13 protein-coding genes are annotated in these 25,111 nt (G+C 68.7%); all 13 read left to right on the plus strand.

The features are described 5' to 3' along the window. Positions 1 to 429: 429 nt before the first annotated feature. The 13 genes from BLW48_RS07165 to BLW48_RS07225 all read left to right on the plus strand — a co-directional run bounded on the left by BLW48_RS07165 (position 430) and on the right by BLW48_RS07225 (position 25,102). Complete coding sequence (locus BLW48_RS07165; RefSeq protein ID WP_093174156.1) at positions 430 to 7,746, plus strand: hybrid non-ribosomal peptide synthetase/type I polyketide synthase; 7,317 nt, start codon at positions 430 to 432, stop codon at positions 7,744 to 7,746. Next, a complete protein-coding gene (locus BLW48_RS07170) occupies positions 7,743 to 12,740 on the plus strand; it encodes a non-ribosomal peptide synthetase (RefSeq protein WP_093173701.1) in 4,998 nt (1,665 codons plus the stop codon). Before BLW48_RS07165 ends, BLW48_RS07170 begins: the two co-directional genes overlap by 4 nt. Before the next feature lie 5 nt (positions 12,741 to 12,745). Continuing rightward, positions 12,746 to 13,519: a 4'-phosphopantetheinyl transferase family protein gene (locus BLW48_RS07175; protein WP_256330727.1), complete on the plus strand. Its 774-nt coding sequence runs from the start codon at positions 12,746 to 12,748 to the stop codon at positions 13,517 to 13,519. Beyond that, positions 13,516 to 14,337, plus strand: a complete 822-nt coding sequence (locus BLW48_RS07180; RefSeq protein WP_093058355.1) for a serine aminopeptidase domain-containing protein — start codon at positions 13,516 to 13,518, stop codon at positions 14,335 to 14,337. The genes BLW48_RS07175 and BLW48_RS07180 overlap by 4 nt, the downstream gene beginning before the upstream one ends. Before the next feature lies 1 nt (position 14,338). Beyond that, positions 14,339 to 15,271: an alpha/beta hydrolase family protein gene (locus BLW48_RS07185; RefSeq protein WP_256330728.1), complete on the plus strand. Its 933-nt coding sequence runs from the start codon at positions 14,339 to 14,341 to the stop codon at positions 15,269 to 15,271. 67 nt (positions 15,272 to 15,338) lie between these two features. Then, the gene (locus BLW48_RS07190) at positions 15,339 to 16,550 is read left to right on the plus strand and encodes a polysaccharide biosynthesis/export family protein (RefSeq protein WP_093173705.1); all 1,212 of its coding nucleotides are present in this window, start codon (positions 15,339 to 15,341) and stop codon (positions 16,548 to 16,550) included. A 36-nt stretch (positions 16,551 to 16,586) separates the two neighbouring features. Beyond that, complete coding sequence (locus BLW48_RS07195; protein ID WP_093173707.1) at positions 16,587 to 18,920, plus strand: polysaccharide biosynthesis tyrosine autokinase; 2,334 nt, start codon at positions 16,587 to 16,589, stop codon at positions 18,918 to 18,920. Continuing rightward, a complete protein-coding gene (locus BLW48_RS07200) occupies positions 18,917 to 19,621 on the plus strand; it encodes a sugar transferase (protein WP_093173709.1) in 705 nt (234 codons plus the stop codon). The genes BLW48_RS07195 and BLW48_RS07200 overlap by 4 nt, the downstream gene beginning before the upstream one ends. A gap of 79 nt (positions 19,622 to 19,700) precedes the next feature. Continuing rightward, positions 19,701 to 20,699, plus strand: a complete 999-nt coding sequence (locus BLW48_RS07205; RefSeq protein ID WP_093173711.1) for a GDP-L-fucose synthase family protein — start codon at positions 19,701 to 19,703, stop codon at positions 20,697 to 20,699. A 34-nt stretch (positions 20,700 to 20,733) separates the two neighbouring features. Beyond that, entirely contained in the window at positions 20,734 to 22,059 is a 1,326-nt protein-coding gene (locus BLW48_RS07210) for a hypothetical protein (protein ID WP_093173713.1), read from the plus strand. A gap of 11 nt (positions 22,060 to 22,070) precedes the next feature. Further along, positions 22,071 to 23,168, plus strand: a complete 1,098-nt coding sequence (locus tag BLW48_RS07215) for a glycosyltransferase (protein WP_093173715.1) — start codon at positions 22,071 to 22,073, stop codon at positions 23,166 to 23,168. Next, positions 23,165 to 24,124: a hypothetical protein gene (locus BLW48_RS07220; RefSeq protein WP_093173717.1), complete on the plus strand. Its 960-nt coding sequence runs from the start codon at positions 23,165 to 23,167 to the stop codon at positions 24,122 to 24,124. The genes BLW48_RS07215 and BLW48_RS07220 overlap by 4 nt, the downstream gene beginning before the upstream one ends. Positions 24,125 to 24,169: 45 nt before the next feature. Further along, on the plus strand, positions 24,170 to 25,102 hold the full coding sequence (locus tag BLW48_RS07225) for a hypothetical protein (RefSeq protein ID WP_093074426.1): 933 nt from the start codon (positions 24,170 to 24,172) through the stop codon (positions 25,100 to 25,102). The last annotated feature ends 9 nt before the right edge of the window (positions 25,103 to 25,111 follow it).

Consider the following 25,111-nt stretch of genomic DNA (forward strand, 5'->3'; position numbering starts at 1 on the left):
CCGGAAGGATGTTTCACTTTTCGACAGTGATGCCAGTGCGTTTTCCGCATGACTCCCCGGCGTAGCGCGCGATCCGAGGTGGTCGTGCCCACAAAGCGGTCGACAGCGAATTTCCCCCTGTGCGCCGCCTGTTTCTCCCCAGGAGTACCCCGCTTCAGCAGGCCCTTTCGGGCGCTTGGAAGGCCCGCGCGGCGGGCTTTTTCCTCCAAATCACGCATCAGTTACCTCGAACGGGACGATTCGGGTAGTACGTTTTCGAAATAACCTTATCCAGTTGTAACCGAGGCCTAAAGTGCACACATTGGCCAAGAGAAACCTCCTAGGATGAAGACACGAAAAGAACGCAAGTCAGCTTCCTCCTCCTTAATTGGGTGAATGGAATTTCCATTCACCCAATTGCTTCCATTGTATTTCTTTTGGGATATTTACATGGAAATTCAAACTGTTTCGCAAGCACTCGGTGCTCCGGACCTCGCTCTGGAAGACCTGTTCGTGCCGCGATCCAATTCGGAGGGATCGGCCGGCCGTCGCAGCGCTGCGGTGGCACTCGAACTCCGCTTCGCCCAGCGTTGGACCCAGTGGTTCGCCACCACCGGCCAGCTGCCGGACACCCTCTTCGCGGGCGCGTGGCTGCTGCTGCAGTCGCGCTGGCTCGGAGGCCTCTGGCCCGTGCTGCATGAGGCAGGCGCCGCGCCGATGCGCTGCTCGACCACCGTCGCCTTCGACGCCACCAAGGCCGCTGGCGCCTGGCTGGCCGAGCTGGACCTCGGTCGCCGTTCGGCATCGCAAGCAACGGCACAGCCCACCTCCCTCTGGCTGCGCGAAGAAGTTGCCGCCGATGCTCCGCTGCGGCTGCGCTTCGACGCTGCTTCGGCGTCCCTCTATATAGATGCAGCCGCAAGCCTGATGGATGCCGCCGCGATCGATCAGCTGCTTGCAGCCCTCGTCGACACCGCCGAAGACCTGCTGCAGCACCCCGATGCGGCCCTGAACGACATCCACACGCTGCCGCGCGCCGACCAGGCCGCTCAGCTCGCCGAATGGAACACCGCCCTCGCCCCGGTGAACCCTGCCCTCACGGTGCCCGCCATGTTCGCGCGCCAGGCGATGGCCGCCCCCGACGCCATTGCCCTCGCGCAGGGCGACGCGCAGATGAGCTACGGCGAACTCGACCAGCGCTCCGATGAACTCGCGAAGCGCCTTCAGGGCCTGGGCGTTCGCAGCGGCGACGGCGTCGGCCTGCTGCTCGACCGCTCGATGGCGGCCATCGTCGCCCAACTCGGCATCCTCAAGGCCGGCGGCGCCTATGTGCCGGTGCCTACGGATTTCCCGCCCGAGCGCGTCGCCTACATGCTCGGCGAGGCCGGCGCGCACCACGTGCTCACGACACAGGCGCACCAGTACCTCATCCCCCCCCATCACGGCGTTTTGTTGCTCGACGAATACGAAGACAACATAAATCGCACTGCATGGAATCCTCCGGCCCTCGATGCCGAATCGGTGGCCTATGTCATGTACACCTCGGGCTCGACGGGCACGCCGAAGGGCATAGAGATCTGCCATCGCTCGATCCTGCGGCTCGTGGTGGGTGTGGACTACGTCGAGCTCGCTCCCGGCCTCGCCATGCTGCATGCGGCGCCGCTCGGCTTCGACGCGGCCACGCTCGAAATCTGGGGCCCGCTGCTCAATGGCGGCTGCTGCGTCATCCATGAAGAGCGCGTGCCGACCGGCACCGGCCTGGCGCACACCATCGCGCGCCACCACGTGCACACGGCATGGCTCACCGCCGCGCTCTTCAACGCCGTGGTCGACGACGACCCCGCCCACCTCTCGGGCCTGCGCCATCTCTTCACCGGCGGCGAAGCGCTGTCGGTGCCGCATGTGCGGCGTGCGCTGGCCGCCCTGCCTGGCCTCACGCTGAGCAACGGCTACGGCCCGACCGAGTGCACGACCTTCGCGGCCACGCATCGCATCGAGTCACCGTTGCCCGAAGACCTGCGTTCCGTCCCCCTCGGTCGCCCCATCAAGGACACCGTGCTGCGCGTGCTGAGCCCCTCGATGGCACTGCTGCCGACCGGCTTCGTGGGCGAGCTCTGCATCGGCGGCCACGGGCTGGCCCGCGGCTATCTGCGGCAGCCCGCGCTCAGCGCCGAGCGCTTCGTGCCCGATCCCTTCGGCGGCCCCGATGACCGGCTCTACCGCACCGGCGACCTCGCACGCTGGCTGCCCGACGGCACCGTCGAATTCATCGGCCGCCGCGACGGGCAGGTGAAGATCCACGGCCACCGCATCGAGACCGGCGAGGTCGAGGCCGCCATCCTCGCGCACCCTGCCGTGCAGTCCTGCGCAGTGGTCGCGCGGCCCGACGAAAGCGGGCAGCTGCGCCTGGTGGCCTATCTGGTCGCACGCTCGGAAAAGATCTCGTGGGATGCCCTGCGCGCCCACCTCGGTGCCCGCCTGCCCGCTGCGCTGATTCCTACCGCGCAGGTGTGGCTCGCACAACTCCCCGTCACGCCCAACGGCAAGCTCGACCGCAAGGCACTGCCCGAGCCGGCCGGCGAGCGCCCCGAGCTCGCGCAGCCCTTCGAAGAAGCGCGCGACACCATCGAACAGCGGGTGTGCGACGCCTTCGCCCGCGCGCTGCGCATTTCGAAGGTCGGGCGCAACGACAACTTCTTCGACCTCGGCGGCGATTCGCTGCTGGTACTGCAGGTGCTGGCCGACCTGCAGCGCGGCACCGAACTGCCGCTGTCGACCAATCTTTTCTTCCGCAATCCCACGCCAAAAGCAATGGGCGAGCGGATGCAGCCGGCGGGCGATCAGCCCGCCACGGCCGCTGTGGCCGGTTCCAAGGATCGACCGACCACAGCGGCCACCTTTTCGGCACGGCCGGGCAGCGGCATCGATGACGCCGTTGCCCTGGTCGGCACCGCAGGCCGCTTCCCCGGCGCAGCCGACGTGGAGCAGTTCTGGGACAACCTCGTCGCAGGCCGCGACACCATCAGCTTCTTCGACGACGCCACGCTCGACGCCGGGGTCAGCCAAGCCCTGCGCAGCGACCCGGCCTACGTGCGCGCACGCGGCGTGATCGATGGCATCGAAGACTTCGACGCCGCCTTCTTCGGCATCGGCCCGAAAGAAGCGCAGCTCATGGACCCGCAGCAACGCGTGTTCCTCGAGATCTGCTGGGAATGCCTGGAACGCGCCGGCTACGTGCCCGACGAAGCGCCGGGCCCGGTCGGCGTGTACGCCGGCATGTACAACGCCACCTACTTCCAGCGCCACGTGAGCACCCGGCCCGACCTGGTGGAGCCGGTCGGCGAGTTCCAGGTGATGCTGGCCAACGAGAAGGACTACATCACCACGCGGGTGGCGAACCGGCTCAACCTCACCGGCCCGGCCGTCAGCGTGCACACCGCCTGCTCGACCTCGCTGGTGGCCGTGGCCCAGGCCTTCCATGCGCTGCGTACGGGCCAGTGCTACATGGCGCTCGCGGGCGGCGCCTCGGTCACCTGCCCGCCGCGCAGCGGCTATCTCTACAACGAGGGCTCGATGCTCTCGCCCGACGGCCGTACGCGCAGCTTCGATGCAAAGGCCCAGGGCACCGTCTTCAGCGACGGCGCGGCCGTGGTGCTGCTCAAGCGGCTGGCCGATGCACAAGCCGACGGCGACACCATCTACGCCGTGCTGCGCAGCGCCTGCGTGAACAACGACGGCGGCTCCAAGGCCAGCTTCACGGCGCCCAGCGTCGACGGCCAGGCCGCGGTGATCCGCGCCGCGCTGGCGGCGGCCGATGTCGATGCGGGCAGCATCTCGTACGTCGAGGCGCACGGCACCGCCACGCCGATGGGCGACCCGATCGAAGTCGAGGCGCTGGCCGTGGCCTACGCCGAGCACACCGATGCGCTCGGCTACTGCACGCTCGGCTCGCTCAAGAGCAACGTGGGCCACATGGTCACGGCGGCGGGCGCGGCCGGTCTCATCAAGACGGCACTGGCACTGCACCACGAACAGATTCCGCCGACCGCGCATTTCAGCGCGCCGAACCCGTCGATCGACTTCGCGCGCACGCCCTTCCACGTTACCGCCAGCCTGCAGCCGTGGCCCCGCGCCGACCTGCCGCGCCGTGCGGGCGTCAGCTCCTTCGGCGTCGGCGGCACCAATGCGCACGTCATCGTCGAAGAGGCACCGCCGCGGCCGGCCTCGCCGTTCGCAATGGGTGACCAGCTCCTGTCGCTGTCGGCACGCTCCGAGGCCGCGCTCGCGCTGGCCTCCGAGCAGCTCGCGGCGCATCTCGAAGCCCACGCCGAACTGCCGCTGGCCGACGTGGCCCACACCCTCGCGGTCGGCCGCAAGGCCCACGCCTTCCGCCGCGCTGTCGTGGCCGGCAACACCGCCGAGGCCATCGCCGCCCTGCGCAATGCCGACTCGCCCCGCCGCGTCAGCGGGCGCATCGCCTCGCGCGCACCGCAACTCGTGCTGATGTTCCCCGGGCAAGGCGCGCAGTACGCCGGCATGGGCAAGAACCTCCGTGCGAACGACCCGGTGTTCGCGGCAGCGTTCGACGACTGCATGGCCGCCTTCGAAGGCGCGACCGATTTCGACCTGCGCGAGCGCATGTTCTCGGAGGACCCGCAATCGCTGGCGCCCACGGCCGCCACGCAGCCCGCGATCTTCACGCTCGAATACGCCCTCGCGCGGCGGCTGCTGGCGCTCGGCGCGCGGCCGCATGCACTGATCGGCCACAGCGTCGGCGAATTCGTCGCGGCCGTGCTCGCAGGCGTGATGCGACTCGAAGACGCCGCCAAGCTCGTCGCCCGCCGTGGCGCTCTCATGCAGGCCCAGCCGGCCGGCGCGATGCTGTCGGTGCGCATGGGTGCGGCCGAGTTGCTCGACAGGCTCGGCCCGCAGATTTCGCTCGCCGCCGAGAACGGCCCCACGGCCTGCGTCGCCGCCGGCCCCTTCGACGCCATTGCGGCCCTGCAGGCGGCGCTGGAAGCAGACGGCATTCCGAGCCGCCCGCTGCAGACCTCGCACGCTTTCCATTCCGCCATGATGGACGCGGCCGTCGCGCCCTTCGAGGCGCTGGTCGGCAAGGTGACGCTGCGCGCACCGCAGACGCCGATCTACTCGACGCTGACCGGCCAGCCGCTAGAAGACGCCGAAGCCACCAGCCCTGCCTACTGGGCCCGGCATCTGCGCGGCACCGTGCGCTTCTCGCCGGCCGTGCGCTGCGCGATGGAGCAGGTGACCAACCCGCTGTTCGTCGAATCAGGCCCGCGAAACATGCTCGCCACGCTGGTGCGCCAGCACGGCGCGAGCGGCGTCGTGTCGCTGCTGCAGGGCGAGCCGGCCGACGAGGCCCGCACCCTGCACCTGGCGCTGGGCCGCCTCTGGACCTGCGGCGCCGATGTCGAGCTGTCGCGCCTCGTCTCACGCATCGGCGCGCAACGCGTGCGCCTGCCCACCACGCCATTCGAGCGCAAGCGCTTCTGGGTCGACATCGCCGCCGTCCCGCCCATCGCCACCGTGGCCGCGCCCGCCGCCGCCCCGACCCCTTCCTTCGTCCCTCTTGTTTCACCTACCGCTCTGGAGTCGATCGTGACAGCAGCAACGCCCTCGCCTCTTCATCCTCCCGCTTCGAACGTGGATGCGCGCCTGCGCAGCCTGTTCGAGGACATCTCCGGCCTAGACATGGCGCAGGCGGAGGGGCACGCGCCCTTCGGCGAACTGGGCCTGGACTCGCTCACGCTGACCCAGGCCGCCACGCAGATCAAGAAGCACTTCAAGGTCAACCTCAGCTTCCGCCAGCTGATGGAAAGCTACCGCAGCTTCGACGCGCTCTCGACCTTCCTGCGCGAAAGCCTGCCGCCCGAGGCAGCGCCTGCATCGGTACCTGCACCTGCCGTTGTGGCCGCGCCAGTCGAAAACGCAGTCTCCGTACCGCAGGCCGCGCCGCGCCAGCAGATGCCGGTGTACATGCCGATGCAAGGCAGCAATGCGGGCGACGCCCAGCTGTCGCAGCTGATTTCGCAGCAAATGGAATTGATGCGCCAGCAGCTTGCACTGCTGTCGGGCGCCGTTCCGTCAGCACCAATCGTCACGCTTCAGGCCATGCCGGCCCAGGCCGCCCCCGCGCCTGCCACACCTGCGGCCGCGGCCCCCGCTGAAGACCCCGCGCAACCCGTGCGCTACGACGTGAACAAGGCCTTCGGCGCCATCGCCCGCATCCATACGCAGCGCAACGCCGAGCCAAGCGGCCGGCAGAAGGCCCGGCTCGCCGCCTTCATCCGGCGCTATGTGGAACGCACGCAGAAGAGCAAGCAGTTCACCGAAGCCAACCGCGCCCACATGGCCGACCCACGCGTGGTCAACGGCTTCCGGCCGGTCACCAAAGAGATCACCTACCAGATCGTCATCGAGCGCTCCAAGGGTTCGAAGATGTGGGACCTCGACGGCAACGAGTACGTCGATGCGCTCAACGGCTTCGGCATGAACATGTTCGGCTGGCAGCCCGACTTCGTGCAGGACGCCGTGCGCAAGCAGCTCGACGACGGCTACGAGATCGGCCCGCAGCACCCGCTGGCAGCCGAAGTCACGGCGCTGATCTGCGAGCTCACCGGCAGCGACCGCGCGGGCCTGTGCAACACCGGCTCCGAAGCCGTGATGGCCGCGCTGCGCATCGCGCGCACCGTCACCGGCCGCAGCACGGTGGTGGTGTTCACCGGCTCCTACCACGGCACCTTCGACGAAGTGCTGGTGCGCGCCGGCAAGGGCGGCAAGGGCCTGTCGGCTGCGCCGGGCGTGATGAGCGGCATGTTCGGCGACATCCGCGTGCTCGACTACGGCACGCCCGAGGCGCTGGACTTCATCCGCGAGAACGCAGACGACCTGGCCGCCGTGCTGGCCGAGCCGGTGCAAAGCCGCCGCCCCGACTTCCAGCCGCGCGAGTTCTTGCACGAGGTGCGCGACATCACCGCCAAGAGCGGCTGCTGCCTGATCTTCGACGAGGTCATCACCGGCTTTCGTACAGCGCTGGGCGGCGCGCAGGAGCTGTTCGGCGTGCGCGCCGACCTCGCCACCTACGGCAAGGTGATCGGCGGCGGCTTTCCGGTCGGCGTGATCGCGGGCAAGCGCGAATTCATGGACGCGCTCGACGGCGGCCCCTGGCAGTACGGCGACGACTCGATCCCCGGCGTGGGCGTGACCTACTTCGCGGGCACCTTCGTGCGCCATCCGCTGGCGCTGGCCGCAGCCAAGGCCTCGCTCACGCATCTGAAGGAGGCAGGGCCCGCGCTGCAGGCCGGGCTCACGGGCAACACCGCCGCCATGGCAGCCGAGCTCTCGGGCTGGTGCAAGGAAGTCGGCGCACCCATCGAGATCCGCCATTTCGCTTCGCTGTGGCGCGTGAGCTGGCTCGAAGACCACCCGCTGCAGGACCTGCTGTTCGCAATGATGCGCAGCCGCGGCGTGCACATCCTGGACAACTTCCCGTGCTTCCTCACGAGCGCGCACAGCGCCGAGGACATCGCCTTCATCCAGCGCGCCTTCAAGGACTCGGTCGCCGAGATGCAGGAGTCCGGCTTCCTGCCGCGCCGCGCTCCCGCCCCCACCCGCTTCGACGTGCGCAAGCCCGTCGAGGACGGCTGCGTCCTGGCCCGCGACATCGACGGCCAGCCCTTCTGGTACGTGCCCGAGGACGCCGCCTCCCATCAACACCTCATCAATGGAAAGGCCGCAGCATGAACGCCGTCCTCAAGCCCACCGCCAGCGGTGGTGTCATCGAATGCATCATTCCGACGACGGAATCGCAGCGCGAAGTCTGGCTCGGCGCAGCCTTGAGCACAGAAGCCTCGATGGCCTACAACGAGTCGGTCGTGCTGCGCCTGCGCGGCGCGCTGGACTGCCCGGCCCTGGCGCGTGCCATGGCCCGGCTGCTCGAGCGCCACCAGGCGCTGCGCGCCACCATCTCGCCCGACGGCACCTACATGCTGGTCAGCCCTCCCGGCGAGAACCTGCTGCTGGAGCAGGACCTGGGCAGTCTCGAGCCGGAAGCCCGCGCGCAGGCACTGCGCGACGCCCACGACGATGCGGTGTGCACGCCCTTCTCGCTGGAGCATGGCCCGCTGTTCCGGGCCGCGTTGTACCGCCTGGACGACGCCGAGCACGAACTCGTGATGTCGGCGCACCACGTGGTGTGCGACGGCTGGTCGTGGGCTGTTATCACCGAGCAGCTGGGCCACCTCTATGCCGAGGAAACGGGCATTGGCCTGAAGCTCAAGCCCGCGCCGCTCTTCGCCGACTTTGCCGCCGAGGAAGCCGCCGCCGCCGCGAGTGCCGACATGCAGCCGCACATCGACTACTGGCTGGGCCGCTTCTCCGGCAGCACGCTGCCGGTGCTCGACCTGCCGCTGGACCGCCCGCGTCCGGCTGTCCGCACCTTCAATTCGCGCCGCGCCGAGCGCCTGCTCGACAAGCGCCTGGTCAGTGCCGTGCGCACGGCGAGCACCAGGGCCGGCGTCAGCCTTTTCACGGGCCTGCTCAGCGGCTTCGTTGCCACGCTGCACCGCCTCACCAGTCATGAAGACATCGTCGTCGGCATTCCGGCGTCGGGCCAGCTCGCGCACGACATGCCCGGCCTGGTCGGCCACTGCGTGAACCTGCTGCCACTGCGTATCGCCACTCATTCGGGCATGCGCTTCGACGCGCTGATGGACGAATGCAGCACCGCCGTGCTCGACGCCTTCGACCACCAGGCGCTGACTTACGGCGCGCTGCTGGGCCAGCTGTCGCTGGAGCGCGACCCGAGCCGGCTGCCGCTGGTGAGCGTGGCCTTCAACGTCGACCCCGACGTGGCGAGCAGCGCACAGGCATTCACGACCCTCGACGTCGTGCAGGACACGATCGCCCGCCAGTACGAGAACTTCGAACTGTTCGTCAACCTGCGCCCGCTCGATGGCGGTCTGCAAGTGGAGGTTCAGTACAACACCGACCTGTTCGACGAGGTCAGCGTGCAGCGCTGGCTCGGCATGTTCGAGTGCGTGCTGCAGTCGGCCTCGCATAAGCCCGACGAAACGGTCGGCCGGCTCGAAGTGCTGTCCAGCACCGCCGCGCGTTCGCTGCTGGCGCTGCAGCCCGCGCGCGTTCCGCTGGTCGGCGAACCGCTGGCGCACGCCGGCTTTCTTGCACGCGTGCCGCGGCAACCCAACCACCCGGCTGTGCGCGACGGCGCGCGAAGCTGCAGCTACGGCGAGCTCGACGCGCAGTCCAACCGCCTGGCGCGTGCACTGCGCATGCGCGGCGTGGGCCGCGGCCAGCGCGTGGGGCTGTGCCTGGAGCGCAGCCTGGAGATGGTCGTCGCGATGCTCGGCATTCTCAAGGCGGGTGCGTCCTATGTGCCGCTCGACACCGCGTTTCCGCAGGCGCGGCTGGACCACTACGCGACCGACGCCAGCCTCAGCCAGATGCTGACCACGTCGGACATCGCGGCGGCGCCGCGCGGCTGGCGTGCCGACGCGGCCCTGCGGGTCTTCGAGATCGACCGCGACACCGCCTGGCTCAAGCTGTCCGGCGATGCGCTGCCGCCGAGCACCGACGACCCGGGGCCCGAAGACGCCGCCTATGTGATCTACACCTCCGGCTCGACCGGTTTGCCCAAGGGCGTCATCGCCCATCACCGGGGCGTGGCGCACCTGCTGCAGTGGATGCAGCGCGAATCGGGCATCGGCCCGGCTGACCGCATCGCCGCCGTCACGACCCTGTCGTTCGACATGGCCGTGCCCGACCTGCTGCTGCCGTTGGCGGCGGGCGCCGAACTCGTGATGGTGAAGCGCGAAGTCGCCATGGACGGCAATCGCCTCTCAAAAGCGCTCGACGAAGAACAGATCACGCTCCTGCAAGCCACCCCCGGCATGTGGCAGCTGCTGCTCGATGCCCAGTGGGCTGGCGGCGCGCCCGGCTTTCGCGGATGGACCGGCGGCGAAGCGCTGCGCCCGAGCATGGCGCTGGCGCTGTGCGAGCGCATGGAAGGCCTGTGGAATGGCTACGGCCCGACCGAAACAACGGTGTACTCCACGGCCTGGCACGTTCGCCCCGAAGAGATCGCGTCGCGCGGCGTGTCGATCGGCAAGCCCGTCGACAACACCGAGATCTGGATCCTCGACGCCAACCTGCAGCCCTGCCCCATCGGTGTGCCGGGCGAAATCTGCATCGCGGGCGAAGGCGTGTCGCTGGGCTACCTCGACCGCCCCGAACTGACCGCCGAGCGCTTCGTCACGGTGCGCATCTTCGGCACCGCGAAGAAGGTGTACCGCTCGGGCGACCGCGGCCGCTGGCGCAACGACGGGCTGCTCGACCACCTCGGCCGGCTCGACTTTCAGGTGAAGGTGCGCGGCTATCGCATCGAGCCCGGCGAGATCGAGGTGCGCTGCTGCGAGGTGGCCGGCGTCTCGCGCAGCGTGGTCGTGGCCCGCGAAGACAACCCCGGCGACGTGCGCCTGGTGGCCTACCTTGCGCTCGCCCAGGGCGCCGGCTTCGACCTCGATGCGCTGATGGTGCATCTGCGCAAGCACCTGCCAGCTTTCATGCTGCCGCAGCACGTGGTGACGCTCGACGCACTGCCGACCCTGCCGAACGGAAAGATCGACCGCGTCTCGCTGCCGCCGCCGCAAGCGGTTGCGCGCAACGAGGTACGGCGCGGCGCCGCCCCGCGCAACGAGCACGAACGCAAGGTGCTCGCGGTCATGGAAAAGGTGCTGAGCCTGCCGGGCCTCGACATGCACGACAACTTCTTCACCATGGGCGGCCACTCGCTGCTGGCTGCGCGGCTCACCACGCTGCTGAGCCGCGAGTTCCAGGTCACGCTGCCGCTGCGCACCCTGTTCGAGGCGCCCACGGCCGAGAAGCTGGCCGCGGCCATCCAGGGCCTGCAGGGCGCAGGCGTCGGCCTGGAGGCGCCGATTGCCTGCCGCAGCGAGCGCCGCAGCGCGCCGCTCACGCTTGCGCAGGAACGCATCCGCTTCATGGAGCAGCTGCACCCGGGCCGCTCGGTCTACAACGCGCCCTCGGCACAGCGCCTGACCGGGCAGCTCGACGCGGCGCGCTTCGAAGGCGCGCTGCGCGAAATGATCCGCCGCCAGCCCTCGCTGCGCACTTCCATCGGCATCGATGCGCAAAGCGGCAAGCCGATGCAAATGATCGCGGAGTCTGTGGAATTCGCCCTGCCGCTGGTCGACCTGCGCGGCCTGCCCGCTGACCAGCGCGAGGCCGAGCTGGCCGAACGCATGCAAGAGCTGTCGGACCGGCCGATCGACATCCATCGCGCGCCGATGATGAACACGACGCTGTTCCAGCTCGACGACAACGAGCACGTCTTCCTGTTCGTGCCGCATCACCTGATCTGGGACGGCTGGTCTTTCGACCTGATGCAGCGCGAGCTGGGCGCGCTCTACGACGCCGCCGAACGCGGCCGTCCGCACAACCTGCCGGCGCTGGCCACCACCCACGGCGACTATGCCGAGTGGCTGGAAAAGTGGCTGACGGAGCCTGCCTGCGAAGAGCAGCTCGCGTTCTGGCGCGGCCGGCTCGAAGGCGCAAAGGCCGTGCGCCCGCCAAAGACCGACATGCCCCGCCGCGCGGGCAAGAGCGGCCAGGGCGGCGCGCACTGGATCCATGTCGACCTGCAGAGCACGCAGCATCTGCGCGAGATCGCACGCGACATGGACGTGACGCTCAGCATGCTGACCTTCGGCATCTACGCGCTGACCATGGCGCAGGTAACGGGCAACGACACCATCGTCATCGCCAACCCGGTGCGCGGACGCCAGCAGGCCGAGACGGAAGATGTCATGGGCTTCTTCAACAACGTGCTGCCGGTCTCGCTCGCGGTCGACCAGTCGCTGCCGCTGCCTGTCTTCATGCGCTACGTGAAGCAGGAGCTGCTGTCGATGATGAACAACCAGCAGGTGCCGTTCGAGCGCCTGATGGCCGAGCCGGGCTACGCGGGGCAGATCAAGACTTCCGGCCCCTACCAGGCGATGTTCTCGTTCCAGGATGCACGCGAACGCGCCCGCAGCGTCGGCAGCCTGCAGACCCGCCAGATGCACGTGATGCAGCACGGCGCCACCGACGACATCGGCGTGTGGCTGATGGACAAGCCGCACGGCCTTGAAGGCGCACTGATCTACAACGCCGACGTGTACCTGCGCGAGACCGGCGCCCAGCTGCGCGAGCGCTATCTCGAAGTGCTGCGCCGCGTTGCCGACGATCCCGCCGCCACGCTTGCGCAGATCGCCAGCACCGAAGGCTCGACCAGTGCGGCCTACCTGCGCAAGCTGGCAGCCGCGGATGCGGACAAGAGCGCACCGGCCGATGCCATCAATGGCAACGGGCACAAGGCGCCACAGAGCCTGCTCAACCCCGAGCAGGCGCAGCTCGCCCAGATCTGGGCCGGCGTGATCGGCATCGACGTCAGCGACATCCGCGCCAGCGACAACTTCTTCGACCTCGGCGGCGACTCGCTGCTGGTGCTGCGCGCGGTGCAGCAGGCCGCGCAGATGCTGGGGCACCGCGTGGAGCCGCGCCGCTATCTATTCGAGAACCTCGGGCAGATCGCCTCTTCGGCCCACGCCGCGCCGCAGGGCGTGCCGTCGGACCTCGCGGAACTGGCCGCCGGCACGGCCGCGCAAGCACAGCGCGGCGGGCTGTTCGGCGCCCTCGGCCACTGGCTGCGCAAGGGGTGAAGAGCATGAACAGCTCCGCCTACGCACTTTCCATCGACGCGCCGGTCTGCCGGTACGTCGATCTGGACAGCTTCACCGACCTGCTGCCCGCCCAGGTGCTCTCCGAAGAAGAATGCGCGCGCGCCGAGAACCTGCGCTCTCCCATCGACCGCCAGCGCTTCGTGGCTGCGCACATCGCGCTGCGGCAGGCGCTCAGCGAGTACACGGGCCTGCACAACGCCGCGCTGCAACTGTCCACCGGCTCCTTCGGCAGGCCCTCGCTGTCGGGTCACACGCGCACCCAGTTCTCGCTGAGCCACAGCCAGGGCCTGGCATTGATCGCCATCGGCGGGCGCGGCCCGCTGGGCGCCGACGTCGAACTGCTGCGCCCGGTGCCGGATGCGGCGGTGCTCGCGGCGGAATACTTCACCCATCGCGAACAGGAAGCGCTGGCCGCCCTGCCCGCGCATGAACGTGACCGTGCCTTCCTGACCTGCTGGAGCCGCAAGGAAGCCTGCCTGAAGGCCATCGGCGTGGGCCTGCTGGTGTCGTCGCAGACCTTCGAGGTGGGCCTGGCGCCGGAGCGCCGCAGCGTCGAGCTCTCGGTGGCCGGCCGCATCCTGTGGCTGGTGGTGGGGCCGGCGCCCGAGCGGCTCGACTGCGTGGGCTCGCTCGCCGAATGGCGCCAGACCGAAGCCCGCGCCCAGTCGTTCGGGTCGGATGACGGCGGCACACACATGAGCCGGTCGACCGCTCCCAAGACGAGCACTGCAGCGCGCTACGCAGGGGCCACGCAATGACCCGCTTCACGCCGCTCATGTTCGGGCCGGCCTCGCGCCAGGTCTTCGGCGTGTTCCATGCAGCCGACGAAGACCGGGCGGAGAACACCGCGGTGCTCCTGTGCCCGCCCTTCGGGCAGGAGGGCCTGCGCACCCATCGCTTCTTCAAGGTGCTGGCCGAACGCCTCTCGCGCGCCGGCATCGCCACGCTGCGCTTCGATTTCTACGGATCGGGCGACTCGCCCGGCGACGAGAGCGAAGGCGAGCTCGACGGCTGGCGTCGCGACCTGTGCTCGGCGCACGAAGAACTGCGCCGGCGCGCGCCGGGCGCCTCCATCGTGTGGATCGGCGCACGGCTCGGCGCCACGCTGGCCGTGCTGGCCGCGCGCGGCGGACGCTGCGACCCCGTACGGCTGGTGCTGTGGGAGCCGGTGATCGACGGACGCCGCTACGCGCGGCTGCTGCGCGAACAACACGTGGCCGCCATCGACACGACCTTCTGCATTCCCGACCTGGCCTGGCGCCGCGGCCTCGTGCAGGAGCCCGACGCGCTGCCCGAGGAGGCCCTGGGCACCGCGCTCTCGCCCGCGCTGCGCGCACAGCTCGCGGCGCTGGTTCCGGAGTCGCTGCCGCTCACCGCCCTGCACGACACGCTGGTGCTGGCCGAGCCCGACGACGAGCGCACCGCGCAATGGGCCGCCGACCAGCAGTCGCGCCACATGCCGGTTCGCCTCGCGTACTTCAAGCACCAGCTCGACTGGGCCTCCGACCCGTATCCCAACAGCGCGATGGTCCCGGCCGATGCGCTCAACCGCCTCCAGGGGGCTCTTCATGAATGACATGACGACAGCAAGAGCAACGCAGACGCCGATGCGCTTCGGCCCCGGCGAGGCGCTGGTGGGCATGCTCACGGCACCCGCGCAGCAGGCGCCGGGCGGCATTGCCTGCCTCATGTTCAACATGGGCGCCAACCACCGCGTGGGTCCGCGCCGCATCAACGTGAAGCTGGCGCACGTGCTGGCCGCGCGCGGCGTGAGCAGCCTGCGCTTCGACCTGGGCGGCGTGGGCGACAGCGACGCGCTCGACACCTCGCCCGACCTGCAGGCGCGTGCCGTGCACAGCCTGCAGGCGGCCATGGACATCGCCGAACGCATGCTGGGGGCCCGGCAGTTCGTGATCGTCGCCATGTGCTCGGGAGTGGAACATGCCATGTCGGCGGCCCTGGCCGATGCGCGCGTGGTGGCGGTGTCGCTGTTCGACGGCTTCGCCTTCCCCGAGCGACGCGCCCGCTGGGAGCGCAACCTGCGCCGCGCGCTGGCTGCACCCGCGCACCCGTCTTTTCCCGGCAAGGCAAGGCGCTGGCTGCAGCGCCACTTTTCGCGCAGCCACTCGACGACGGCGCTGCCTGGTTTCTTCGCGGAGAAGCGCGCGCCCGAAGTCAATGCGGCCTGGTTCGGCACTGCGCTGCAGAGCCTGGTCGAACGCAAGGTGGCGGTGCAGCTTCTGTATTCGGGCTCGCTGCATGTATGCGACCGCGGCCGCGACCAGCTCGGCGCTTTCGCCCGCCTGCCCTACACGCAGGCAGTGCAGTACGAGTTCATGGGCGAGGTCGATCACACCGTCTGCACGGAGAAGGGGCAGCGGCTGTTCCTCCAGTGTGTTGGCGATTGGGTCACCGACCGCTGCTTCGGCGCCAGCACCGAACGACGCAGCCAGAGCCGCCCGCTCGCGGGCGCCGAACACGCCATGCCCACCACCTGGGCCGCGCCCTGAGGCGCGCCTTTTCACCCTTTCATTCACCCCGAGCACCCACCTTCAACCGGCCGTCAAGGAGATCACCATGCAACGCAAAGATCCAGCGACGCAGTCATGCGGAACGCGCCCTCTCGCAGTCCGTGCCCAGGCACAGGTGGAGTCTCGCCTGCGATGGCTTGGCCTGGCCCTGCTGTTGTCCCTCGGGCTGGTCGCGCTTTCGGGCTGCGCGCCGGGCTTCGGCTCGGTGGGGCCACTGGGCCTCGACAGCTCCACCGGTGACAGCACGGCCTCCGCCGGCAGCGGCAAGGTCATTGCGATCACGCCCGACCTGATCCGCGCGCAGATCGCGCAGAAGCCCAAGAGCGTGCCCGACAGCATCAAGCGCCTGTTCGCCGCGCCGCCGACCTACACCATCGGGCCGGGAGACGTGGTCGGCATCATCGTGTACGACCACCCCGAGCTGCTGCCGAACGCCGGCGCGGTGATCGCGCAGCAGTCCGACCCGACCGGCGTGACCGTCGCGCCCGGCTTCATCGTCGATGCCAAGGGCGAGATCTTCTTCCCCTACATCGGGCGTGCCAAGCTGCAGGGCCTGACGGAGAGCGGCGCGTCGGAGCTGGTCGCGAAGCGCATCAAGGCCTTCGTGAAAGACCCGCAGGTTTCGGTGCGCATCCAGTCGTTCCGCAGCCAGCGCGCCTACGTGCAAGGCGAGGTGCGCACGCCCGGCCTGCAGATCTTCACCGACGTGCCGATGACGCTGTCGGAGGCCATCAGCCGCGCCGGCAGCTTCACGCAGGCCGGTGACCGTTCGCGCATCACGCTGACGCGCGGCGGTGTCTCGACGGAGATCAACCTGCCGGCGCTCCAGGCCCTGGGCGCCGACGGCAACAACATCCCGCTGCGCAACGGCGACGTGGTGAACGTCGGCACCCGCGAGGACAGCCGTGTCTACGTGATGGGCGAAGTCAAGGCCCCGTCGGCGCTGCAGATGCGCAACAACGGCCGGCTGAGCCTGAACGAGGCGCTGGGCGACGCGGGCGGACCTGACCTGGCCACCTCCGACCCCGGCCAGATCTACGTGGTGCGCAATTCGCCCGACAACCTCGACGTGCAGCAGGTCTACAACCTCAACGCGAAAAACCCGGTGGCGCTCGCACTGGCCGACCGCTTCGAGCTGCAGCCGCGCGACGTGGTGTACGTCGACCGCGTGCCGCTGGTCAGCCTGAGCCGCGTGTTCGGCCTGATTCTGCCGGCCGCCCAGGTCATCAATCTTGCCCGCGACACCGCACGCCGGTAAGCGCCTAGCACCCCGCAACAGGAAAAGGTGAATCCCATGAACGCGCGTTGGCAACCTACGCTTCCCGCACCCGCGGCAGCCCCCGTGACGGTGCTCGAGACCACCGCCTGGACCCGGGAATCCCGGTTCCATGAATACCTCGACATCCTGATCGACAGCCGCTGGCTGATTGCCATCATCGCGGCGCTGGCCCTGCTGGTGGGCGTGGGCTATGCGCTGTTCGGCCAGCGCATGTACGAGGCCAACATCCTCATCCAGGTCGAGGATCCCGATCGCTCGGGCGGCAACTTCCCTGGCGACGCCAACGGCGGCGGGGGCATCAGCGTGAAGACGTCGACCGCCGGCGAGACCGAGATCCTGCGCTCGCGCATGGTGCTCGGCCAGGCCATGGAGAACACCAAGCTCTTCATCAGCGCCAAGCCGCTCTACACGCCGCTGGTGGGCGAGTTCCTCGCGCGGCATTCGAGCCATCTCTCCACGCCCGGCATCTTCGGCATGGGCAACTATGTCTCGGGCACCGAGCAGATCGCCGTGGCGCAGATGGACGTGCCGAGCGCGTTCGAGGGCAAGAAGTTCACGCTGATCGCGGGCGAAGGCGGCAACTACACGCTGACCAACCCGGACCTGGAAACGCCGCTGACTGGCAAGGCCGGCGTGCCGCTCGACGCCACCGTGCCCGGCGGCGCACTGCATCTGCTAGTGGGCTCGTTCGAGGCCCAGCCCGGCGGCGCCTTCGAGCTGGTGCGCCATTCGAAGCAGCTCACCCTGCTTGGGCTGCAGAAAGACCTGCGCGTGGTCGAGAAAGGCAAGCAGTCCGGCGTGATGGACGTCAGCCTGCAGGCCGACAACCGCGGCCAGCTGGCCAACGTGCTCAACGAGATTTCGCGCCTGTACGTGCGCCAGAACATCGACCAGAAGACGGTGCAAGCCGAGCGCGCGCTGTCCTTCCTGGGCACCGAACTGCCCAAGTTCAAGCAGCAGCTGGAACAGTCGGAAGACGCCTACAACCAATACCGCAACCAGAACGGCACCATCAACCTGGACGACGAGGCCCGCAATGCCCTGGCGCAGAACGTGGACCTGCAGGCCAAGCTGCTCGATGCAAAGCAGAAGCGGCTGGACCTGGTGGGCCGCTTCACTTCCGCGCACCCGATGGTGCAGACGCTGGATTCGCAGATCGCTTCGCTGAAGAAAGAGCTCGGCGCGGTCGACGGCCGCATCCGCCGCATGCCCATGCTGCAGCAGAACTCGCTGCGCATGCAGCGCGACATCAAGGTCAACACAGACCTCTACGCGACGCTTCTGAACAGCTCGCTGCAGATGCGGCTGGCCAAGGAAGGCAAGGTTGCCAACGTGCGCGTGCTCGACCAGGCCCTGCTGGCCGAGAAGCCCGTGCGGCCGAAGCCGCTGATCGTCATCGCTCTGGCGCTGGCGGGCGGCCTGTTCCTCGGCGGCGCCGCAGCGCTGGCGCGCAAGAACCTGAAGCGCTCCATCGGCAGCCCCGAGGACATCGAGGCCATCACCGGCCTGAGCGTGTACAGCACGATTCCGCTGAGCACCCAGCAGCGCGTGCTCGACCGCGCCATCCGCACCGGCAAGCCCGGCGTCAAGGTGCTGGCGGCGCTGCACGTGGAAGACCCGGCGCTGGAAGGCCTGCGCCGCCTGCGCACCACGCTGCAGTACGCGATGCTGGGCGCGCCCAACAACCGGGTGCTCATCTCCAGCGCCACGGCCGGCGCGGGCAAGACATTCGTGTCGTCGAACTTCGCCACGCTGCTCGCATCCTCGGGCAAGCGCGTGCTGCTGATCGACGGCGACCTGCGCCGCGGCAGCCTGAGCGAGGAGTTCGGCCTGCAGCGCAAGAACGGCCTGTCCGACGTGCTTGCCGGCGGCGTGCCGCTCGAGCAGGGCATCCACCACCGCGTGCTGCTGAACCTGGACGTGATGAGCGCGGGCACGCTGCATCCCGACCCCGCCGGGCTGATGGCCAGCGACGCCTTCGAGCACACGCTGGCAACGCTGTCCGCACGCTACGACGTGGTGATCGTCGACGCGCCCCCCACCCTGCTGGCATCGGAGACCGCCGCGATGGCACCGAACATGGGCACGCTGCTGCTGGTGGCCCGGGCCGACAGCAGCGAGATGGGCGAGCTGGTGGAAAGCGCCAAGCGCCTGGCCCACGTGGGCGCGGCCTTCCACGGCGTGGTGTTCAACGCGGTGGACACCTCGCGGCGCCAGCACCGCAGCTACGGCTACGGCTACTACGGCTATGCCCCGGCCACGACAACACGCAGCGAACCCCATTACGCGCTGGACACGGCCGACACCGTCATGCCCAAACGCATCGAACCGGAGCACGCAACATCATGAGCACGCTTCGATCGACCAGCTCCGCAGGGCGAGGAACAGGCAGCGCGGCGGCCAACACTGCCGCGTACGGGCCGCTCGGCGGCTCGCCCTGGCTGCGCCATGCCAAGCGCGCGGCCGACATCCTGATGGCCGGCTCGTTCTTCGTTTTCTTCGGCTGGGCCTACGCGCTCATCTGGCTCGGCGTGCTCTACACCTCGGGCGGCCCGGCCATCTACATGCAGCCGCGCTACGGCAAGGACGGCCGCGTCTTCAAGTTCTACAAGTTCCGCTCGATGGTGGCCGACGCAGACGCAGTGCTGGCGCGCCACCTGCGCGAGAACGAGGCCGCGCGGCGCGAATGGGCGATCTACCAGAAGCTGGTGCATGACCCGCGCATCACCCGCTTCGGCGCCTTCCTGCGCAAGTACAGCATCGACGAATTCCCGCAGTTCTGGAACGTGCTCAAGGGCGACATGAGCATGGTCGGCCCGCGCCCCTGCATGTTCACGCAGAAGGACCTGTACGGCGACTACTGGGACCACTACTGCGCCGTGCGCCCGGGCATCACGGGCCTGTGGCAGATCAGCGGGCGCAACGAGATCAGCTACCGCCGCCGCGCCGCGATGGACGCGGAGTACGTGGCCCACCTGTCGCTGTGGCGCGACTTCGCGATCCTGCTGAAGACCTTCGGCGTGGTGACCGGTGCGCGCGGGTCGCGCTAGCCGCGGCCGTCACCGCTTCCTTCGATTCCTTTCGACTTCGTCTCCCTCGAACTTCATCAACCTCTTCACGAAAGCTCATATGCGTATCTTTGTTGCAGGTCATCGCGGCATGGTGGGTCAGGCGACGTCAAGGCGCCTGCGCGAACTGGGCCACGACGTGGTGACGCGAACCCACAGCGAACTCGACCTCCTCGACCAGGCGGCCGTGGCCCGTTTCTTCGCGACGGAGCAGATCGACCAGGTCTACCTGGCGGCGGCGAAGGTCGGCGGCATTCACGCCAACATGACCTACCCCGCGCAGTTCATCTACGAGAACCTGGCGATCGCCACCAACGTGACGCACCAGGCATTCGTTTCGGGCGTCAAGCGGCTGCTGTTCCTCGGCTCCAGCTGCATCTACCCGCGCATGGCAGAGCAGCCGATCCGCGAGGAGTACCTGCTGGGCGGCAAGCTCGAACCCACCAACGAGCCCTATGCGATCGCCAAGATCGCAGGCCTCAAGCTGTGCGAGAGCTACAACCGCCAGTACGGCGCCACGCACGGCATCGACTACCGCAGCGTGATGCCGACCAACCTGTACGGCCCCGGCGACAACTACCACCTTGAAAACAGCCACGTAGTGCCGGCGCTGATCCAGCGCTTTCACCTGGCAAAAATCAGCAATGCGCCCAGCGTGCTGATCTGGGGCAGCGGCCGCGCGCGGCGCGAGTTCCTGTACGTCGACGACATGGTCGAGGGCTGCATCGAGGTGATGAACCTGTCGCGCGCCGAATACGACCGGCAGACCGACGCGATGCGCGGGCACATCAACCTCGGCACCGGCGAAGACGTGTCGATCGCCGAGCTCACCGAGCTGATCCGCGACGTGGTGGGCTACACAGGCGCCATCCGCTACGACCTCGCCCAGCCCGACGGCGCTCCGAGAAAGCTGCTCGACGTGTCGCGCGCCAGCAGCCTCGGCTGGCACGCGACGGTGTCGCTGGCCGAAGGCCTTCGCCGCACCTACGCCGACTACCAGACGGCGATCCGCCCGGTCGAGGAAATCGACCCGATCCAGACGGCGCAGGTCGCCGCCTGAGCCACCCCGGCAGCCACACCACAGCAGGCCCACCATGCGCATCCTCTCCTTCTGGTCCGGCATCGTCTGCGCCATGCTGTGCGGCCTGGTCGACCCCGTGTGGGGCTATGCGGCGGTGTGCGCGCTGTCGCTGATCCAGCTCTCGCTGCTGGGGTCCTCGGGCTCCAGCGTGTTCCTGCTGATCCACTACGCGACGATCCTCACGTACTTCTCGATCGCGCCGGCGATGCAGATCTCGCACGACGTGGAGTTCTGGGAGGCAGGCGTGATGAGCACGGCGGCGCACACGCAGGCACTGATGCTCCTGCTGCTGTACATGGCCGGCGTGGAGGCCGCGCGGCTGGGCGTGCCCGACGTACCCGCGCACCTGCCCGGGGGGCACGACCGGCGGCTGGTCGGCGTGGCCCACCCTCTTCTTCTGCTGCTGAGCTGCTCGCTCGCGGCCTTCGCCACGCTGTTCATCAAGCCCGAGCTCAACTTCGTGGCGCGCGGTCTCACTGGCACCAGCGGCGGCGAAGAGAACGTGCCGATCGACTTCATCTTCTATTCCACGCTGCCCAAGCTGGTGGTGCTGATGTGCTTCGTGGCCCTGGCCATCCACGCCGTGCGCCGTCGCACGCTGTGGTCCTGGTGCGCGGCGGGCCTGGCGTTCGGCCTGGCGCTGGCTGCGGCCAACCCGGTGAACACGGCGCGGCAGGTCTTGCTGATCGGGCTGCTGCCTCTGCTCATCCACGCCCTGGGGCGCAGCCGGCGCTGGCTGCTCGGCAGCGTGATCTTCGGCTCCATCGCAGGCCTGGGCCCGGTGCTGAACCTGATCTCGCGCGGCAGCTTCTGGGGCGAGGAGCTCACGACCTTTCCGTTCAGCCAGGACTTCGACGCCATGTTCGTGGTCGCGGGCATCCTGGAGCGCGCACCCATTCCCGATCTCGGCTGGGGCCGCTACCTGCTCTCGGCGTTCTCGTTCTTCCTGCCTCGCGACCTGAAGATGTTCCCGGACTTCGACCCACTCGGCTGGTCGGCCATCCTGGGCAACTTCTCGCAGAGCAACCTGTCGCTGCCGCCCTTCACCACGGCGTATTTCGACTTCGGACTGGCGGGGCCGGCGCTGTTCGGCTATGCGATCTCGGCGGGCTTTCGCGTTGTCGACCGCGCCATCGATCCGAACCGGCCGCTGTCGGGCTCCTACCTGTCGGCGCTGGTGCTGCTCGCCGCCTACGTGCCGTTCATGCGCGGCCCGATCCTGGGCTGGGGACCGTTCGCGGTCTCGGGCCTGATCGCCGCCGTCATTGCCGGCGCCCTGAGCTCCCGCGCCCGCCGGCCGCTGCCGCGCGCGGTGCGGCACGGCCTTCCGAGTGCGTGAGGACGTCGCACATGGCCACCTACCTCTACTACGACACCGTGCGCCTGAACAAAGCTGCCGGCGGCGTGCTCAACGTGTCCGAGGTGCTGCTGCGCCACATGCGGATGTCGCAGGACGACCGCGTCGAGCCGGTCAGCGAGCGGCATCCGCGCATCTACGCGCTGGCGCAGCGCCTGAAGATCAGCCGCTTCGTGCTCGACACGCTGCTCTACAACTTCCATTACCTGCGCACGCTGCTCACGGGCGAGCAGCTGTTCTCGGTGTTTCCCAACTACTTCCTGCCGGTGACGCCGTTCGGGCGGCATCGCGATTCGATCGTCATCGTCCATGACCTGCAGTACAAGGCCTACCCGCAGTACTTCAGGCGCAGCAAGCGGCTTTTCCTGGACTGGAGCCTCTGGCGCGCGGCGCACAGCGCGGCGGATGTGGTCTTCATCAGCCGCAGCAGCCAGCTGGACTTCGAGCGCCATTTCGGCCACTGCGAGCATTCGGCCGTGATCTTCAACCCGGTGGACGCGCCCCGGGTCGCGGCAGCACCCACTACACCGGGTGCGGCAACGAATGCGGCGCCGGGCGAGCGCTACCTCATCGCGGCCTACCACTACTACCCGCACAAGAACTTCGGCGGCATCCTCGCCCTCTTCGAGCGCATGAAGCGCGCTGGCCTGGTCGACTACCTCGACATCACCGGCAACGGCGCCGCCGATGTCGAGCGCATGGTGGCCGCGCTCGCGCCCGAGGTGCGTGGCTCGGTGCGGCACCGGGGGCTGGTGTCGCGCGACGAGCTGCTGCGGCTGTACCAGGGCGCCACCGCGTTCATCTCGCTGTCTACCTTCGAGGGCTTCAACCTCTCGGCGGCCGAGGCGGCAACGCTGGGCGTGCCGCTGCTGCTGTCGGACATTCCGGTGCACCGCGAGCTTTTCACGGACTACGCCTTCTTCGTGGGCAGCGCTGCCAGCGATCCGTACAGGCTGGCCAAGCACCTCGCGTGCCACGAGCGCACGCATCCGGTGTGGGTCCATGCCACTGCCTGCGCGCCAGCCGCGGTCGCGGGACGCTATCTCATGCTCAAGCGCGGCGCGCTGTCGCTCGCCCGGGCCATGCCATGACGAAATGGCCGTTCCCCGCGATGCGTTTTCTTGCAGCGCTGCTGTTGCTGGCAGTGATGCCGCTGGCCGGCCGCGCACAACCCGCGGGCACATCGGCGGGCGCCCCGATGCCGGGCTTCGGCGTGATGGTGCATTACCTGCCCGACAAGCAGTCGATCAACGAAATCAAGCGTTTCGACGTGGAAGCCTTCGCGTCGACGCTGGCGGACATGCGCGCTTCGCATCTGATCCTGACGCTGGGCCAGAACAACGGCCAATACATCGCGCCCAATGCCGCGCTCGAAGTGCTCTGCCCGGGCAGCGCCGCGAACCGCTCGCCGCGCGACCTGCCGATGGAGATCGGCCAGGCGCTGCGCAAGCGCGGCATCTCGCTGATCCTCTACCTGCCGTTTCGTGCGCCGCAGGCAGACCCCGCGCTGATGGATTGCCTGGGGGACGTGTCCGAGCAGGAGCCGCCGCCCGCGCGCTTCATCGCCGCATGGTCGAGCGTGATCCGTGACTGGTCGGAACGCTACGGCTCGCTCGTGAGCGGCTGGTGGTTCGACGGTACCTACAACACGAAGGGCATCACGCCCGCCGGCTGGGAAATGCTGTGCAGCGCGGCCCGCACGGGCGCCGCCAACCGCTGGCTGGCCTTCAACGCGGGCGAAGGCGCGGAGCGCTTCAGCATCAAGTCGGCGCCCTGCCAGAACCTGATGGCGGGCGAATACATGCAGCCGCCCGCGCATCTCACCGCCCCGCCGTCGGAGCTGGCGCTGCACGTGCTGACGCCGCTGAGCGCCTCGTGGGGCCGCGAGGCGCCGGCGCGCTTCACGGCGGCGCAGCTGCGCAGCTGGATTTCGGAAGCGGCCGCCGTGCGCGGCCTTTTCACGCTGGACATGCCCATCGACGCCGCCGGCCGCTTTCTTCCCGCGCACGTCGCGCTGATGAAGAGCGTCACGGCGCGCAAGCCCTGAGCACAACGAACGCTGTCACATCCCGTCAACCCTCAACCAAGCGCCATGAACCCAACCCTGCCCTTCATCGTCGTGGAAGACCGCCAGAACAAGACCCTCGCGCTGTGCCGCGAATCGGCGGCACTGGCCGGAGAGCCGCTTTTCGTGCTGTCGGACACCGACGCGGGCCCGGCCTACGAACGCTTCTGCCGGTCCTACGTGCATCTGTCGAGCAACCCGCCGGAGTTCGAGAAGATCTGCTTCCGGCGCTACTTTCTCCTAGCGCAGTTTCTGGAATCCCACCCCGAAGTGCGCGAATTCGTGCTGATCGACAGCGATGTGCTGCTTTTTCAGGGTGCGGCGCCGCATATCGCGCGGCTTGCGGGCAAGTCCGACTTCTCGGGTTCCTGCATGCAGTCCGCGGACGGCTGGAACCCCTGCCAGATCTCGCCCCATGTCAGCTACTGGACCGCGAACGGCCTGCGCCGCTTCGTGGCCTACGTGCTCGACAGCTATGCCACCCCCTCGGGCCGCAGGAAGCTGCGCGACATCGCGGGGCGTTTTGCCGCGCGGGGCGTGCGCGGCGGCGTGTCCGACATGACCCTGCTCTATCTCTGGGCTCACGCCACGGGCAACGACGCCCCCATCAACCGGGTGCTCGACGGCACGGTCATCGACCACAACATCAACGGCATGCACAACCTCGTGCGGCGGGAGTTCAAGGTGCTCGGCGGCGCCAAGCGCATTGCGTACCGCGATGGCAAAGCCTGGCTGACGAGCACCGCCGGCGAACTGACGCGCGTGGTGGCACTGCACTTCCAGGGCAGCGCCAAGATGGCCATGCCCTTCGCGCTGCGCGGCCATATGCACACCGTGGCGGCCGTGACCTACGCGCTGCAGATGGCCCGCCGCGCGAAGAACAACGCGTTCCGGGCCGGTGCATTCGTGCGCCGGCTGTTCGACACCGGCCGCGTATCCCGCGCCCCGGTCGGCAAGTAAGCGTGAAGC

Source organism: Variovorax sp. YR266 (assembly GCF_900107295.1).
Taxonomy (GTDB): domain Bacteria; phylum Pseudomonadota; class Gammaproteobacteria; order Burkholderiales; family Burkholderiaceae_C; genus Variovorax.